We start from the raw sequence: 12,831 nt of genomic DNA on the forward strand, positions 1-12,831 counted from the left end.
CCCGCCTCGCAAGAACGCTGGACTCTGGAAAAAGGGGCACCCAAGAAATGAGGCCGTGCTGGTGATGCGTAAGGAAGGGTTGGCGCACTGGAAGAAAATATCGGGGTATCACCGTCGCTCGCTGGCAGAGACGGCGATGTATCGGTTCAAGCAGTTGCTGGCGGGGAAAATCAGTCTGCGTAACTACAACGGCCAAGTGGGAGAAGTCATGGCGTATGTAAGCGCCATAAATAAACTGAATACCCTTGGCCTACCTGTCAGAAAGCCCCGAGTGTAGCGGTTACCTGGGGCTGGGGAAGTCATGACTGCTGGCTGATTTGGGCAACAACGCCACTTCGACCTTGAACAACTCACCCGGCTTACCTTCAGCTTTCGCAACCCTGACTATCAACCTCAAAGTGGTGGGGTCCATCCGGTTGAGATCCAGCTGATACGTGGTCTTGATGGTTGGCTATTCGACTACGTCACTGATTTTAGCTACCAAGGCTTGGGACAAGATACCGAGCTCTGTAAAGAACTCGACTTCAACTTCCTGGATAACGAGCACTACCTGCAAGGCTGGGGACCGCTCCCCATGGCGGATGCCCAAGAGTTATTCAACATGTGGCAGAACAGTTTTCTTGCCTACGCCCAGCTGGGCTTTTTTACCGTCACCGTCAGTGGTGACTGAGGAGGCATGATGCCCAAACAACCGATAGCCGTTGAGTTGGAGGCCATCAATCGAGAGGGAGAGACACAGGTGGTACGTGACAGCGGCCTGACGGTTCAGGGCTACAGCGTCTACCTGCGGGCTGTGGAGGGCAGTGGGTTGGCGCTGGCCACCTGGGTAGCTGACTACGACACCATAGGACCGGCCTACCAACTGGCGGAACGGCTGAGCGTTGTGCTCGCTATCCCACTCAACGTACTGGTCCCCGGACCGCTGATGCCGATGAAGCGTGAGCCCACAGCCATGGCAGCCCCCATCACGACGGCCAGCTGAACTACCCTCAAGATGAACCAACAACACCTCTGCATTTAGCCCCGGTATGCCTCGCGCTGTCGGGGTTTTTCTTTTTCAGGAGACCACCATGCGTTACCACAAACTGAAAGCCGGGGAATGCCCCGGCACTTATGTCGTCACCGAACCAGTGACCGAACAAGACCTGCTGCGTATTGCCAACCAAATTGCCCGCAAGCGCCTAGCCAAAGGCACCGCTATTACCAGTACTACAGAGGCCGCCGAGCGACTGCAAACCCTGTTGCAGGATCGGGAGCATGAAGTGTTTGGCGCACTGTTCCTCGACTCCCAGCATCGCGTGCTGGCTTTTGAGGAGCTGTTTCGCGGCACCCTCGATAGCGCCAGCATCTACCCACGGGAAGTGGTCAAGCGGGCCTTGTTACTCAACAGTGGCGCCATCATCGCAGTGCACAATCACCCCAGCGGTGACCCTGAACCTAGCCAATCAGACCGGGTCTTTACCCAGGCCCTCAAAGAGGCCTTGGCACTGGTCGATGTGCGATTACTCGACCATCTGGTGGTTGGTGCCGAAGGCGTAGTCTCGATGGCCGAAAGAGGTCAGCTATGAACCAGACCCCAGGCAAAACCCACCTCACCGCCCTCGATATCCTCCTCGAGCTGCGCTGCTGGCTTGCTGACAACATCGACATGCAGGCTGAGCCCGCTATCGTGGCTCACCTGCCTAACGGCTACCTGCTCACCCAGGCTGACTGCATCGACGCCATTGATGCGCTGCTCCATCAGCTGCGCCATTAGCCGCGCCAGGAGGGGACAAGCACCATGCGATTACCCAATCCCTATTCCCTAGAAGAAACCCTCGAGAGGCTGCGCCATAGCCTAGCAGCCGCCAGCAACCAAGGGGCGCTGGCGTTGTTGGAGCGAGCAGTCACCAAGGCTCGTGGTGACAGGGTATATGCCAAGCAGCTTGAAGAGACCTTGCTGCACGGTTCTACCGTTGAGATCCGCAAGTGTCTCAGCTGCTTTGGCGACTACTTCGAGCGATCTCGAGACAATCCGCCCTATTACCCGCATCACGATGCCGTTAACGGCATTGATTGTGCGCTCTACGCCATCTTGTTTGATGTTGCTCACCCAGACGCAGAACAGGTGCACGAATAACGCCAGCATCCCCAAAACCGGATCATCAGCGCCAACACCATGATCCGGATATCCCGACACAACCCACAGGACCACCTCACTGCAGGTGGCCTTTTGCATTTCAAGGAGCGATTCCCATGTCTGCCTTCATGATTGACCGCAAGGATTACCAGGCCTTTGCCGTTCAGTTACACCGCTTTTGCAATGCCCCGATGCCACCGCACTACACCCTTGAGTTGCTGCGCACCCTCTGGTGGTTCCCGCCAGCAGACACGACCAGTACCTGGACATGGCGAGTTGATCGGTTGCTACGGTTGATGATGCTCGCTAACAGGCGGGCGGTCTGGCATCGCTATCAATTAGGACGCCAGCAAGACCAGAAGGAACCACGCCAGCGTGGCTCAACCAAACTGGGACCGCTTAAACCTGCCCATCGTTACCACCAGGGACCACTCACCGATAGCGAGCTGGTAGTCCTCTACAAATTCACCTGTTGCGCCCTGTACCAGTCGAGTGAATGGTCCGGCAGCCCAGAGCAGGCACCTCGGCTTGTGAAGGTACTACAGCAGTTGCAACAGGCTCTCGCGCAAGACGTGCTGACCCGGCTGTCGCTGTGGGAACAAGCCCCTTGGGGAGAGATGTGATGGCTCTCTCCATAACCCTGACAGTGACAAGCTCGCCACCGAGCTTAACCGCCCAGATAGCCCAACGTATCTCTGATGACATGGCACACCTGCATCACCGTCTAGGGGATGGGGTCAGTGATGAACTGGGCATCAGCATCAGTTACCTCGTTGAACAGTTTGCGCTGCTGGCAGCGGCTTACCGTTCACCGGCTGAAATGGAGAAACACCCATGATTGAATTTACCGACAGCTTTAGCCAAGCCGCAGTTGCGGAGGCCATGTGTGCTCACTCAGGGCTTGCCAAGCTCATCAGTCAGCAGTTGATGCTGCCGGGCTTTGCCTATGTCCACGATGTGGAGGGGCGACGTATTGGCGGACCCTTGGTAGCCCCCAACCCGGTGCTGCACAAGACCATGCTCTTTGTCAGCACACGGGATATGCGTGAACACCTGCCACGTGAGATTAACTTCGCCCGCTTTCGCTGCGCCTGTAATGCAGCGGGTCAGCCGGTTGGTGAGTGGCAACGGGTAATTGTCGGGGCCTACGTCAACCACGGTAGTAATGACAAGCCGGATTGGAGTAGTCACACCTGAGCCACGACCACCAGCACACACAAGACCCCATGCAGCCCCTCACTCCGAGGGGCTGTTTGCATTTTAAGGAAGCCCAACCATGCATGACTTACGTGATTACAAGACCCTGACCGCTCGGCAGATCACCACTGCCATCGGTCAGCTGAACCACAACACCGCGCCGAAGATAATGAGCCACCTGACATTACGGGCTAAGCAGCCACTCCCGCTCGGCAATAGCCGCAGCAGAGCCAAGGCCCTCAAGCTGCTGCGCCGGGTCAAGAAAGCCCACAAGGCGGGCTGTATCCCGTTTGAGCTCACTGTGACGGGTTGCCGCATCGACCGGGGGAGCCATCAGGCTGACCGCTATTACTACGACCGCACGCTGCTGGCCCAGGGCTGGCAACAATACGATACCGAGGAAGACGCGTGGTATTTCGGCATCTGGATTAACACAGAGACGCTCGAAACCTTTACATATGCCGAGGGGGATACCAGCCATGTGATAGCACCGAACGTCGAGGCGTTTTGTGCCGAGTTGGCGCGACTCTATCAGCACCACCCGCAGGCCCCGGCCTTTATCAGCATCGACCCAGAGGCGGGCGTTGTGACCCGCCACTTTGAACGCAAGCCGGAGGTGTGAAATGAGTCAACCTCTACCCCTCCCAACGCAATCTTGCCATCGCCTCAAGATCCCACTACCGCACTGTCGAAGGTAAAGCTGTAGCAGTCACCACGACATAGGCTATGGCTCACCTCAAGCAATGCGCCTTGGACAGTGTAACTTCGTTGAGTCACCGCCAACACCGGCATATCAGCCGGTAACCCAAGCATGGAACTTTCCGCCCGCGTTGGTACCAGTTGACGGATCTGGAACTGTTGATTACCAGGTACGATCCCCTCTTGGCGCCAGTGGAGATAGAGGGAACCTTCCAACAAGTCCGGACGCGGCAAAAAATGTTTGGGAATATAAGTGGTTTCTATAGAGGTCGCCTCATCGTTAACACAGCGTACACGGCGGATTTTGGCGATCTCTGCTCCTTCTGCTATCCCCATTGAGATGGCCTGCTCGGCTGAAGCAATGACCAGTTCACGGACCAACCAACGATCGCTCAACAACCCAACCTGACTCAACTGGGCGGTAAAGCTGCCGCCCGCCAGATTGTAAGTAAAAGGGGCGTGAACCACGGAGCCCTTACCCTGCTGTTTAATCACTACCCCCTGTTCTGCCAGCAAAAAGAGAGCCTTGACCACCGTCGAACGTGATAACCCGAGTCGGTCTGAAAGCTGGCGTTCGGAAGGGAGCACACTACCGTGAGGCAGTTTCTTTTCCTCGATAGCCTGCTGAAATCCCTGCGCCAAAATGAGATAAAGAGGCTCATTCCCCGCAGGTTCCAGCCGTTGTTTCAACTCATTAATCAGGTTCTCTACACTCACTGCCTGCATCGCCATCTCGTCACCCGTAAACGTATTCAGTCCACTTTACTGCAAAATGAGTCACAGCTCACACTGGATTGCAAACTGGTATGTATAATAACCACTGGACTGCAACTGGATTGCCCGCAAATGTTCGACTTAACCATTAATAAATCATCAACAATATCCCCGACACCACAGCAGCGTATTTTGGGTTGCCTCTACGGTCAGGCTATTGGTGACGCCTTCGGCATGCCATCGGAACTCTGGCCACGTGCGAAGGTGCGCGCCTTCTTCGGATGGATCAATGACTTCCTGGATGGACCACAAGAAAACATTGCCGCCAATGAGTTTGTTCGCGGTCAGTTTACGGATGATACCTGTCAAGCGGTCGCCCTGATGGATGCGATCATCGAAGATAAGGGGACCATCAATCCTCTGACCATCGCCCGCAATATCATGACATGGGCAGAACGTATCGATGCATTTAACAAGAATATTCTGGGCCCCACCTCCAAAGGGGCGCTTATCGCCTTGCAACGAGGTACCCCCCTTGACCAAATAGAGGCTAATGGGGTCACCAACGGTGCCTCCATGCGCATTGCACCCATCGGTTGCCTGATGACGACGGCAGATCGGGAAGCCTTTATCGAAGGTGTGCGACTCGCTAGCATCCCCACTCACAAGTCAGATATTGCTATCGCGGGTTCAGCGGTCATCGCCTGGGCCATCAGTCGTGCCATTGAAGGTGCAAGCTGGTGCGATATTCGCCGTGAACTGCCTCCATTAGCGCACGAAGTACAGACGCGGTTTGCGTCCACGTTCAGCGCATCCCTCGCTCGCCGTATCGAACTGGCATTCCAGTGCGTTCAACAAGCACATACCATCGAATCCGGTCTGGATGAGATCTACGACCTGATCGGTACAGGGATGGATGTCATTGAATCGATACCGACTGCCCTTGCCATGGTGGAATTGGCTGAAGGGGACCCCATGCTCTGCGCCCAGCTCTGCGCCAACCTCGGCGGTGATACCGACACCATCGGAGCCATGGCCACGGCCATCTGTGGTGCGCTGGCCGGGGTCACGGCGCTGCCAGAAACCGCGCGCCAGCTCATAGCGAAAACCAACAACATTGACTTCGGCCACTATGCCGAGGCCTTAGCTCACTATCGACAACAGGAAGTGTGAATATGAGCCATCAAACAACAGAAGTCGTGCCGGAGTCAGCCTACAGCGGCATCGATCTTATCCCCTCCCATGATCAAACCAAGCAACCTGGTGAACTTTTCTTCGTATGGTGTGCTGCCAACATAGGCATACTGGGTATTGTCTACGGTGCAGTAATAGTATCCTTTGGACTCTCCTTCTGGCAGTCCCTGCTCGCGGCCGTCGTTGGGGTAGCCTCTTTCTCAATGGTTGGGCTCACCAGCATGGCTGGTAAACTGGGCCGTACTACTACGTTGACCCTATCCAGGGTCTGCTTTGGCAAACGGGGCAATATAGCCCCAACCGCGTTCTGTTGGATCAACCTGATGGGATGGGAAGCGGTCAATCTTGTCACTGGCACACTCACTCTGGTGGCGCTATTCAGTGCTCTCGGCATCACAGGAACCCACTGGATCACGGCCCTTTCTCTGCTGTTGTTTGGTGGCCTGACCATGGTCGTCTCCATGCTGGGGCAAAATACCGTGCTACTGATGCAAAAATGGATCACCCGCACCTTCGGTGTGATGACGCTGTTCGTGGTGCTTTATCTGATGGCGAATGCCAACTGGACTGTCATCATGGCACTCCCCTCCGGGGACTGGTTAACCGGATTTTTGCCCGCAGTTTCCGTCATCGCAGCAGGCACCGGCATTAGCTGGGCCATCGCGGGCGCAGACTACAGCAGGGACCAGAGCGAGCACTCTCGACCGAGCGCCATCTTTTCGGCTGTTGTTGCTGGCGCCGCACTACCACTGACACTGCTCATGTTTGCTGGCATCCTACTTACCGCCCAAATTCCAGATCTCGCCTCCACCGAGAACCCCATTGCCGCCATCGGAACACTGCTGCCAACCTGGATGGCGATCCCTTATCTGGCTGCAGCCGTAGCTGGTATTGTAACGATTGCGGTGTTGAGCCTTTACTCCGCCAGCCTCAACCTGCTCAGCATGGGGGTCAAATTGCGCCAATCCCACGCTGTTATGCTCGATGCAATACTCGTGGTCGGTGTCGCGCTTTATGTGCTGTTTGTCTCCGGGGACTTCCTCGGTCCCTTTATCGCCTTTTTGATCTTCTGTGGCCTGTTCCTCGCAGCGTGGGCTGCCATCTTCATCCTCGACTATGTCGTGCTACGCCGTCATCAAGGCTATGAGTATCAGGCGCTCTATGGTGACACCGGTGTACGCAAAGGCCCGCTACTCTGTTGGTTGGCAGGCTCCCTCACTGGCTTAATGGTCACCAAAACGGGCTTTATTGATGGGCCGCTTGCCCTTGGCGTTTTTGCTGACTCGAGTCTGGGGCTGTTTGTCTCGTTTGCTGTCAGTCTGGTGCTCTATGCACTGTTACTGCCTTCACAAAGGAGCTACTGATATGCTCACACTGACGCCTAACATACCTGTCATGGTGATTGGCGCCGCTTTCGGCGATGTGATACTTGAAATGGCGCGCTTGCCTACCTCGGGAGCTGACGAGATAGCCCACGAAAGTGGTCGCCAGATTGGTGGGTGCGCCTTTAACGTAGCCCGGGCTCTTTCCCGGCTGGATACTCCGGTCATCAACGGCATTACTGTCGGTCAGGGAACATGGGGACATACCGTAGAACAAGCGATGGTAGCAGAATCGCTTCCCGTGCAACTACGTGACCCGACTCATGACAACGGCTGGTGCTTGGCCCTGGTAGAGCCCTGCGGAGAACGTACTTTTATTACGGTCGAGGGGTGCGAACAGTATTGGGACACAGCAGCCCTGAGTGCGTTACTGCCAGAGGGACCAAGTTGGTTATATGCTTCTGGCTATGAACTGACAGGCACCCAGGGAGAGCAACTGCTTGCTTGGTTGCTCAATCTGCCAAAGCACATCACACCCTTTATCGATCCGGGCCCGCGTATCGAAGCGATGTCGGCCTCGGCTCTTGCTGCACTGCTCGCCCGAGGCGCGCTGTTCACACTCAACCGTGAAGAGGCGAACATACTGCTGGGCTCGCCAGCCAGCGCGACCGCGGTAGCGCAATTTTGCCAACGCCATCGAGCCTCTCTCATCGTGCGGGAAGACAAGCACGGTGCCCTAGTAGGTACCCCAGATGGTCAGTGTCTGCGGGTACAACCGGTGGCAGTGACGGTGTGTGACACCGTCGGGGCTGGTGATGCCCACTGTGGTGGCACGCTAGCTGGGCTTGCCTGCGGCATGCCATTAATAGAGGCGGTCCAGCTTGGCAATCAGGTGGCAGCGATTGTGGTGAGCCGTCCTGGTGCTGACGGCGCTCCAACTGCTGATGAACTGACACATTATCCTCAACCAACTGTCAGCATTGCCTAACCAACAAGGTGGCCCCACCGACTATGAGGGTGGCTGACTAAACAGCAGGCCACCATCTCTATCAAAAAGCACAAAGGGTCAGCCCTCACAGGCTGGCCCTTTGCATCATTGGCGTCACCGAACATGACCCGTCTTATCACCGGGCTCGAGGTGCATCGCTATGCCCCCGAGCTTAACAAACGGCATCTGCGCAACCGCCAGACGTTACCTGCTCCCGGCATCACCACCATCAAAGATGGCCAAAGCCCGCCTTTTTGGCCGCTGGCAGCAAGGGCATCAGGTGACCATCGCGGTGAGCCATCCCGACTACGTCAATCTCTCCCGGCTCTACCGGGGGCGACTGGCCAGAGTGACCGAACTCCCAGAACACCTGACCAGACTACACCAGCGCCACAACGTGCCCGGCACCATCATCGACATTCAACTGAGGTATCGCTAATCATGACCACGACAACCACCCACACCAATAGCCAACAACCTGATGAACCAGACCAGCCCACCCGAGTTTTTGCACAGTGGGGCTTGCCCCATGCCGCCACACCTCGCTTTGGCGCTCGCCTTATCCGGGAGCACCACCGGCTGCACTTTCTGTCAGATCGAGCCTCATTGATTGGCGAATGGGCAGAAGAGGCAATAGACAGGCTGGAGGCAATCTTCCCGGCCATCATCAAGGAACCGGAAACCAGATTACTGACCGGCAAGCTAGATACCCGATACCAGCAGCGTATCACCGTCCATCACCGCGGTTTCACCTGTGAAGCTGATACCTTGGGCAGCCATGGCCATGTTTATCTTGCTATTTACTCGGCAACGGAAGCTATTAATGGGACTGTCACCTTTAACCAGGGTGGTATTTGAAGCGCCAAAGTAGCATATGTACGTTCCTACAGATGAAGATGACCAGCACCATCAATTCCTAACCTCTATCACATGGCACTCTGAACACTCACTCAGCGAATACGGTCTACCACTCCAATTGAGAACCTAAAACAAGCCTGCAATAATATTGTTTTATTTTTTATTAACGATGAAATGAAGGGAATCTAATAAATTAAATATAAAAACCCCTTGCTTGACAATTGGTGGGTTGTATTTTTTGATGCCTTCTGTTAATTAAAAGTCACAAGGATCACATCAACAACAAAACACCCACCAATTATTCACATCTCACCATAAAAATTTGCAATCACGTTATTTGTGAGTTCCATCACGAAAGGCAGCGATTTTATTCTGATAATATTTCTGCATGTTAAATATGAATATATGGAGAGATAAAAATGATTGCTGTTATTGGCTCAAACATGGTCGACTTGATCACATACATCCATAAAATGCCAAAAGAAGGGGAAACTCTTGAAGCACCAGATTTTAAAATGGGATGTGGTGGTAAGGGAGCGAATCAAGCCGTTGCCGCTGCAAAACTTGGATCGAATGTCATGATGTTAAGCAAAGTTGGTGATGATATTTTTGCTGATAATACAATCCGTAACTTGGAGTCCTTTGGTATCGAAACGAAATATGTAGAAAAAGTAAAAGGCACCAGTAGTGGTGTTGCACCTATTTTTGTTAATCCAAGTTCGAGCAATAGCATTCTGATTATTAAAGGTGCAAACAATTATCTCTTACCGGAAGATATAGATAGAGCTGCCGATGACCTGAAACGTTGCAAATTAATTATACTTCAGCTCGAAATCAAGCTAGAGACTGTGTATCACGCCATCGACTTTGGCAACAAACATGGCATTCAAGTTCTGCTCAATCCAGCTCCAGCCTTGAAGAATCTCGATATTAACTATGCCTGTAAATGTGATTTCTTTGTCCCTAATGAATCTGAACTTGAGATCCTTACAGGCATGACAATAACTAATATCGATAATGTGCGCAATGCCGCCAATACCCTGATCAGTAAAGGACTGAAGAACATAATAGTCACTCTGGGTCAGCAAGGTTCACTCTGGATCACTAAGAATTCGGAGTTGCATGTCCCGGCCCTCCGTGTGAATGCCGTAGATACCAGTGGAGCCGGAGACGCGTTTATCGGCTGTTTCTCCCACTACTATGTCAACACCGGTGATATTGAAGCTGCCATGAGAAAAGCCTCTCTATATGCAGCCTACAGCGTGATGGGTAAGGGTACACAGATTGCATATCCTTCTATGGAAAAATTCGATGATTTCATCCAACTTTATGAATAAAAAAGGATTTAAAAATGAATAACATTATCCAGTTACCCGACGGATATCTCAATAAAACCCCTATATTTCAATTTATTTTACTATCCTGCCTGTTCCCACTCTGGGGGTGTGCGGCATCTTTGAACGATATTCTTATCACCCAATTCAAGAGCGTATTTGAACTGAGTAACTTTGCCTCGGCGTTGGTCCAGAGTGCTTTTTACGGCGGTTATTTCCTGATCGCCATCCCCGCATCACTGGTCATTAAAAAGAACACTTATAAGTTTGCCATTTTGACTGGTTTGACACTTTATATTAGCGGTTGCACGATGTTTTTTCCAGCCTCGCACATGGCCACCTATACCATGTTCCTGGCCGCCATCTTTGCCATCGCGATTGGCTTGAGTTTTCTGGAAACCGCAGCCAACACCTATAGTTCCATGATCGGTCCGAAAGAAACCGCAATCCTGCGCCTAAACATTAGCCAAACGTTTTACCCGATCGGAGCCATTGCCGGTATCCTGTTAGGTAAATACTTGGTGTTCCATGACGGTGATAGCTTGGAAACCACCATGGCGAGCCTGAGTGGCGCAGAGTTGCACAACTTTAAGCTAGCGATGCTGGAAAATACCCTGGAGCCCTATAAATACATGATCATGGTATTGGTGGTAGTGTTTATCCTGTTCGCTTTCACCAAGTTCCCTAAATGCAAGGTTGAGCAGACCTCCAGTCGCAAGCGACCATCCGCCACCGATACCCTGCTCTATCTGTCCACCAACAAGCGCTTTCGCAAAGGAATCATCGCACAGTTTTTGTATGTCGGTATGCAGGTAGCTGTCTGGTCATTCACTATTCGTCTGGCCCTGGAATTGGGTGATATCAACGAGCGTGATGCCTCCAACTTCATGGTGTACAGCTTTATCTGCTTCTTCATTGGCAAATTTGTCGCCAACATCCTGATGACCAAGTTCAGCCCAGAAAAAGTGTTGACCCTGTACTCTGTCATCGGTGTCTTTACCCTAGCCTATGTCGCTCTAGTTCCTGACTTTAGCGCTATCTACATGGCAGTATTCGTTTCCATTCTGTTCGGTCCGTGCTGGGCAACTATCTATGCAGGCACTTTGGACACCGTAGACAATGAGCACACCGAGATGGCGGGGGCGGTGATCGTGATGGCCATTGTAGGTGCTGCTGTGGTTCCTGCTATCCAGGGGTTGGTCGCCGATATAGTAGGTTCCCTGCAAGTCTCCTTCTTAGTCTCGATGTGCTGTTTTGTCTATGTAGGTATGTATTTCTTCGGAGAACACAAAGAGAAGAACACCATGGATGCCACAGCCACTCGTGCCAATCATAAGGAATAGTCATGAACACCAATATTCCATTGTGGCGTGAGTTGTTCACCCAACTGCCACACCAGATCCTGAAAAATGACGAATTCAAAGTGACGGCTAGCCGCTATCCCAGTGGGGTAGAGACTCTGGAGATAAAGAACTCACGTGGCAGTCTTATTGTATTGCCCTGGATGGGCCAGATGATCTGGGGGGCTGAGTTTGATGGTCACAACCTAACCATGAAAAATATGTTCACGCAACCCAAGTCGGTGAGTGAGGTGATCGGGACTTACGGATGTTTTGCCTACCATTCCGGACTGTTAGCAAATGGCTGTCCGGCTCCGGAGGATACCCACCCACTCCACGGTGAAATGCCTTGTGCTCCCATGGATGAAGCCTGGCTCGAACTGACGGAGGATACCCTGACGTTATGTGGTCGTATCGAGTATGTGATGGGGTTCGGACATCATTACAGGGCCGAACCGCGAGTGACCCTGCATAAAGACAGCGCGCTGTTTGATATTGTCATGTCGGTCACCAATCTGGCCTCCGTTGCTATGCCGCTTCAGTATATGTGTCACATGAACTATGCCTATGTAGCGGGTGCAAAATTCGACCAGAACATTCCGACTGAAGCTTGGCGTTTACGTGAATCCATCCCAGTCCACGTCACGCCAACACCGACATGGATGGATTTCAATCAAGACATATTGAATGGTCGGGTGACAACGGATTGCTTGAACCAGCCCGAGTGCTATGACCCCGAGATCGTGTTCTTTGCTGATGAGCTAGACCAATATACCACCACGCCGGAATTCACAATGACCACGCCCGACGGTACGGTTTATCTCACTCGGTTCAGTAGCGCAGAGTTCAACTATGCCACTCGCTGGATCTTGCACAATGCTGACCAGCAGGTCGCTGCCTTTGCACTGCCCGCAACTTGTCGTCCGGAAGGGTTTAAGGCCGCCCAACAGAACGGCACACTGATTAGATTGGAACCAAAGGCGACGAAAGTGTTCAAGGTCACGACCGGTATTGCCTAAAACATTAGCAAGAAGAATGGGGCCCCATTCTTCATTTTTTGGAGAGA

18 protein-coding genes and 1 pseudogene are annotated in these 12,831 nt (G+C 53.1%); 18 read left to right on the forward strand and 1 reads right to left on the reverse strand.

Translation table 11 applies throughout. The features are described from left to right. The 10 genes and pseudogenes from ACE1BR_RS06190 to ACE1BR_RS06235 all read left to right on the forward strand — a co-directional run. A partial coding sequence (locus ACE1BR_RS06190) for a transposase (protein ID WP_374868557.1) occupies positions 1-277 on the forward strand: 277 nt, incomplete at its 5' end. 60 nt (positions 278-337) lie between these two features. Continuing rightward, positions 338-670: pseudogene (locus tag ACE1BR_RS06195) on the forward strand (DUF2787 family protein); the annotation flags it as partial. Positions 671-679: 9 nt separating this feature from the next. Then, positions 680-982, forward strand: a complete 303-nt coding sequence (locus ACE1BR_RS06200) for a hypothetical protein (protein WP_374868559.1) — start codon at positions 680-682, stop codon at positions 980-982. Between the two features lie 88 nt (positions 983-1,070). Next, positions 1,071-1,568, forward strand: a complete 498-nt coding sequence (gene radC, locus ACE1BR_RS06205; RefSeq protein WP_073351570.1) for a DNA repair protein RadC — start codon at positions 1,071-1,073, stop codon at positions 1,566-1,568. Beyond that, complete coding sequence (locus ACE1BR_RS06210) at positions 1,565-1,756, forward strand: hypothetical protein (protein ID WP_374868561.1); 192 nt, start codon at positions 1,565-1,567, stop codon at positions 1,754-1,756. Before radC ends, ACE1BR_RS06210 begins: the two co-directional genes overlap by 4 nt. A gap of 24 nt (positions 1,757-1,780) precedes the next feature. Further along, positions 1,781-2,119 carry a hypothetical protein gene (locus ACE1BR_RS06215; protein WP_374868563.1) on the forward strand — a complete coding sequence of 113 codons (339 nt, stop codon included), beginning with the start codon at positions 1,781-1,783 and terminating at the stop codon, positions 2,117-2,119. A 116-nt stretch (positions 2,120-2,235) separates the two neighbouring features. Then, positions 2,236-2,742, forward strand: coding sequence for a hypothetical protein (locus ACE1BR_RS06220; RefSeq protein ID WP_374868565.1), 507 nt, complete (start codon positions 2,236-2,238; stop codon positions 2,740-2,742). Next, positions 2,742-2,957: a hypothetical protein gene (locus ACE1BR_RS06225; protein ID WP_374868567.1), complete on the forward strand. Its 216-nt coding sequence runs from the start codon at positions 2,742-2,744 to the stop codon at positions 2,955-2,957. The genes ACE1BR_RS06220 and ACE1BR_RS06225 overlap by 1 nt, the downstream gene beginning before the upstream one ends. Further along, a complete protein-coding gene (locus tag ACE1BR_RS06230) occupies positions 2,954-3,316 on the forward strand; it encodes a hypothetical protein (RefSeq protein WP_374868569.1) in 363 nt (120 codons plus the stop codon). The genes ACE1BR_RS06225 and ACE1BR_RS06230 overlap by 4 nt, the downstream gene beginning before the upstream one ends. Before the next feature lie 79 nt (positions 3,317-3,395). Continuing rightward, the gene (locus ACE1BR_RS06235) at positions 3,396-3,938 is read left to right on the forward strand and encodes a hypothetical protein (protein WP_374868571.1); all 543 of its coding nucleotides are present in this window, start codon (positions 3,396-3,398) and stop codon (positions 3,936-3,938) included. Between the two features lie 44 nt (positions 3,939-3,982). Here ACE1BR_RS06235 and ACE1BR_RS06240 read toward each other — a convergent pair whose 3' ends face one another. Further along, complete coding sequence (locus ACE1BR_RS06240; protein WP_374868573.1) at positions 3,983-4,747, reverse strand: GntR family transcriptional regulator; 765 nt, start codon at positions 4,745-4,747, stop codon at positions 3,983-3,985. 114 nt (positions 4,748-4,861) lie between these two features. Here ACE1BR_RS06240 and ACE1BR_RS06245 point away from each other — a divergent pair, with 114 nt between their 5' ends. The 8 genes from ACE1BR_RS06245 (at position 4,862) to ACE1BR_RS06280 (ending at position 12,784) form a co-directional block, all read left to right on the forward strand. After that, the gene (locus ACE1BR_RS06245) at positions 4,862-5,902 is read left to right on the forward strand and encodes an ADP-ribosylglycohydrolase family protein (protein WP_374868575.1); all 1,041 of its coding nucleotides are present in this window, start codon (positions 4,862-4,864) and stop codon (positions 5,900-5,902) included. Between the two features lie 2 nt (positions 5,903-5,904). Beyond that, complete coding sequence (locus tag ACE1BR_RS06250) at positions 5,905-7,287, forward strand: purine-cytosine permease family protein (protein ID WP_374868577.1); 1,383 nt, start codon at positions 5,905-5,907, stop codon at positions 7,285-7,287. Between the two features lies 1 nt (position 7,288). Then, the gene (locus ACE1BR_RS06255; RefSeq protein ID WP_374868579.1) at positions 7,289-8,233 is read left to right on the forward strand and encodes a PfkB family carbohydrate kinase; all 945 of its coding nucleotides are present in this window, start codon (positions 7,289-7,291) and stop codon (positions 8,231-8,233) included. A gap of 235 nt (positions 8,234-8,468) precedes the next feature. Beyond that, positions 8,469-8,672 (forward strand): hypothetical protein, encoded by a 204-nt coding sequence (locus ACE1BR_RS06260; RefSeq protein WP_374868581.1) that lies wholly within the window; start codon positions 8,469-8,471, stop codon positions 8,670-8,672. Between the two features lie 2 nt (positions 8,673-8,674). Then, on the forward strand, positions 8,675-9,091 hold the full coding sequence (locus tag ACE1BR_RS06265; RefSeq protein WP_374868583.1) for a type IV toxin-antitoxin system YeeU family antitoxin: 417 nt from the start codon (positions 8,675-8,677) through the stop codon (positions 9,089-9,091). 419 nt (positions 9,092-9,510) lie between these two features. Further along, positions 9,511-10,428, forward strand: coding sequence for a ribokinase (gene rbsK, locus ACE1BR_RS06270; RefSeq protein WP_374868585.1), 918 nt, complete (start codon positions 9,511-9,513; stop codon positions 10,426-10,428). A 14-nt stretch (positions 10,429-10,442) separates the two neighbouring features. Further along, a complete protein-coding gene (gene fucP / locus ACE1BR_RS06275; protein ID WP_374868586.1) occupies positions 10,443-11,768 on the forward strand; it encodes an L-fucose:H+ symporter permease in 1,326 nt (441 codons plus the stop codon). Between the two features lie 2 nt (positions 11,769-11,770). Further along, entirely contained in the window at positions 11,771-12,784 is a 1,014-nt protein-coding gene (locus ACE1BR_RS06280) for an aldose 1-epimerase family protein (protein ID WP_374868588.1), read from the forward strand. Positions 12,785-12,831 lie beyond the last annotated feature (47 nt).

The organism is Aeromonas sp. MdU4 (assembly GCF_041929505.1).
Taxonomy (GTDB): Bacteria; Pseudomonadota; Gammaproteobacteria; order Enterobacterales; family Aeromonadaceae; genus Aeromonas.

Excerpts from the sequence above, each read along its gene's own strand:
- ACE1BR_RS06255 (WP_374868579.1), top strand. The coding sequence starts at position 7,289 with ATGCTCACACTGACGCCTAACATACCTGTCATGGTGATTGGCGCCGCT.
- fucP (WP_374868586.1), top strand. The coding sequence starts at position 10,443 with ATGAATAACATTATCCAGTTACCCGACGGATATCTCAATAAAACCCCT.
- ACE1BR_RS06245 (WP_374868575.1), top strand. The coding sequence starts at position 4,862 with ATGTTCGACTTAACCATTAATAAATCATCAACAATATCCCCGACACCA.
- ACE1BR_RS06280 (WP_374868588.1), top strand. The coding sequence starts at position 11,771 with ATGAACACCAATATTCCATTGTGGCGTGAGTTGTTCACCCAACTGCCA.
- ACE1BR_RS06210 (WP_374868561.1), top strand. The coding sequence starts at position 1,565 with ATGAACCAGACCCCAGGCAAAACCCACCTCACCGCCCTCGATATCCTC.
- ACE1BR_RS06225 (WP_374868567.1), top strand. The coding sequence starts at position 2,742 with ATGGCTCTCTCCATAACCCTGACAGTGACAAGCTCGCCACCGAGCTTA.
- ACE1BR_RS06265 (WP_374868583.1), top strand. The coding sequence starts at position 8,675 with ATGACCACGACAACCACCCACACCAATAGCCAACAACCTGATGAACCA.
- ACE1BR_RS06200 (WP_374868559.1), top strand. The coding sequence starts at position 680 with ATGCCCAAACAACCGATAGCCGTTGAGTTGGAGGCCATCAATCGAGAG.
- ACE1BR_RS06230 (WP_374868569.1), top strand. The coding sequence starts at position 2,954 with ATGATTGAATTTACCGACAGCTTTAGCCAAGCCGCAGTTGCGGAGGCC.
- radC (WP_073351570.1), top strand. The coding sequence starts at position 1,071 with ATGCGTTACCACAAACTGAAAGCCGGGGAATGCCCCGGCACTTATGTC.
- ACE1BR_RS06250 (WP_374868577.1), top strand. The coding sequence starts at position 5,905 with ATGAGCCATCAAACAACAGAAGTCGTGCCGGAGTCAGCCTACAGCGGC.
- ACE1BR_RS06220 (WP_374868565.1), top strand. The coding sequence starts at position 2,236 with ATGTCTGCCTTCATGATTGACCGCAAGGATTACCAGGCCTTTGCCGTT.
- rbsK (WP_374868585.1), top strand. The coding sequence starts at position 9,511 with ATGATTGCTGTTATTGGCTCAAACATGGTCGACTTGATCACATACATC.
- ACE1BR_RS06235 (WP_374868571.1), top strand. The coding sequence starts at position 3,396 with ATGCATGACTTACGTGATTACAAGACCCTGACCGCTCGGCAGATCACC.
- ACE1BR_RS06215 (WP_374868563.1), top strand. The coding sequence starts at position 1,781 with ATGCGATTACCCAATCCCTATTCCCTAGAAGAAACCCTCGAGAGGCTG.
- ACE1BR_RS06260 (WP_374868581.1), top strand. The coding sequence starts at position 8,469 with ATGGCCAAAGCCCGCCTTTTTGGCCGCTGGCAGCAAGGGCATCAGGTG.
- ACE1BR_RS06240 (WP_374868573.1), bottom strand. The coding sequence starts at position 4,747 with ATGGCGATGCAGGCAGTGAGTGTAGAGAACCTGATTAATGAGTTGAAA.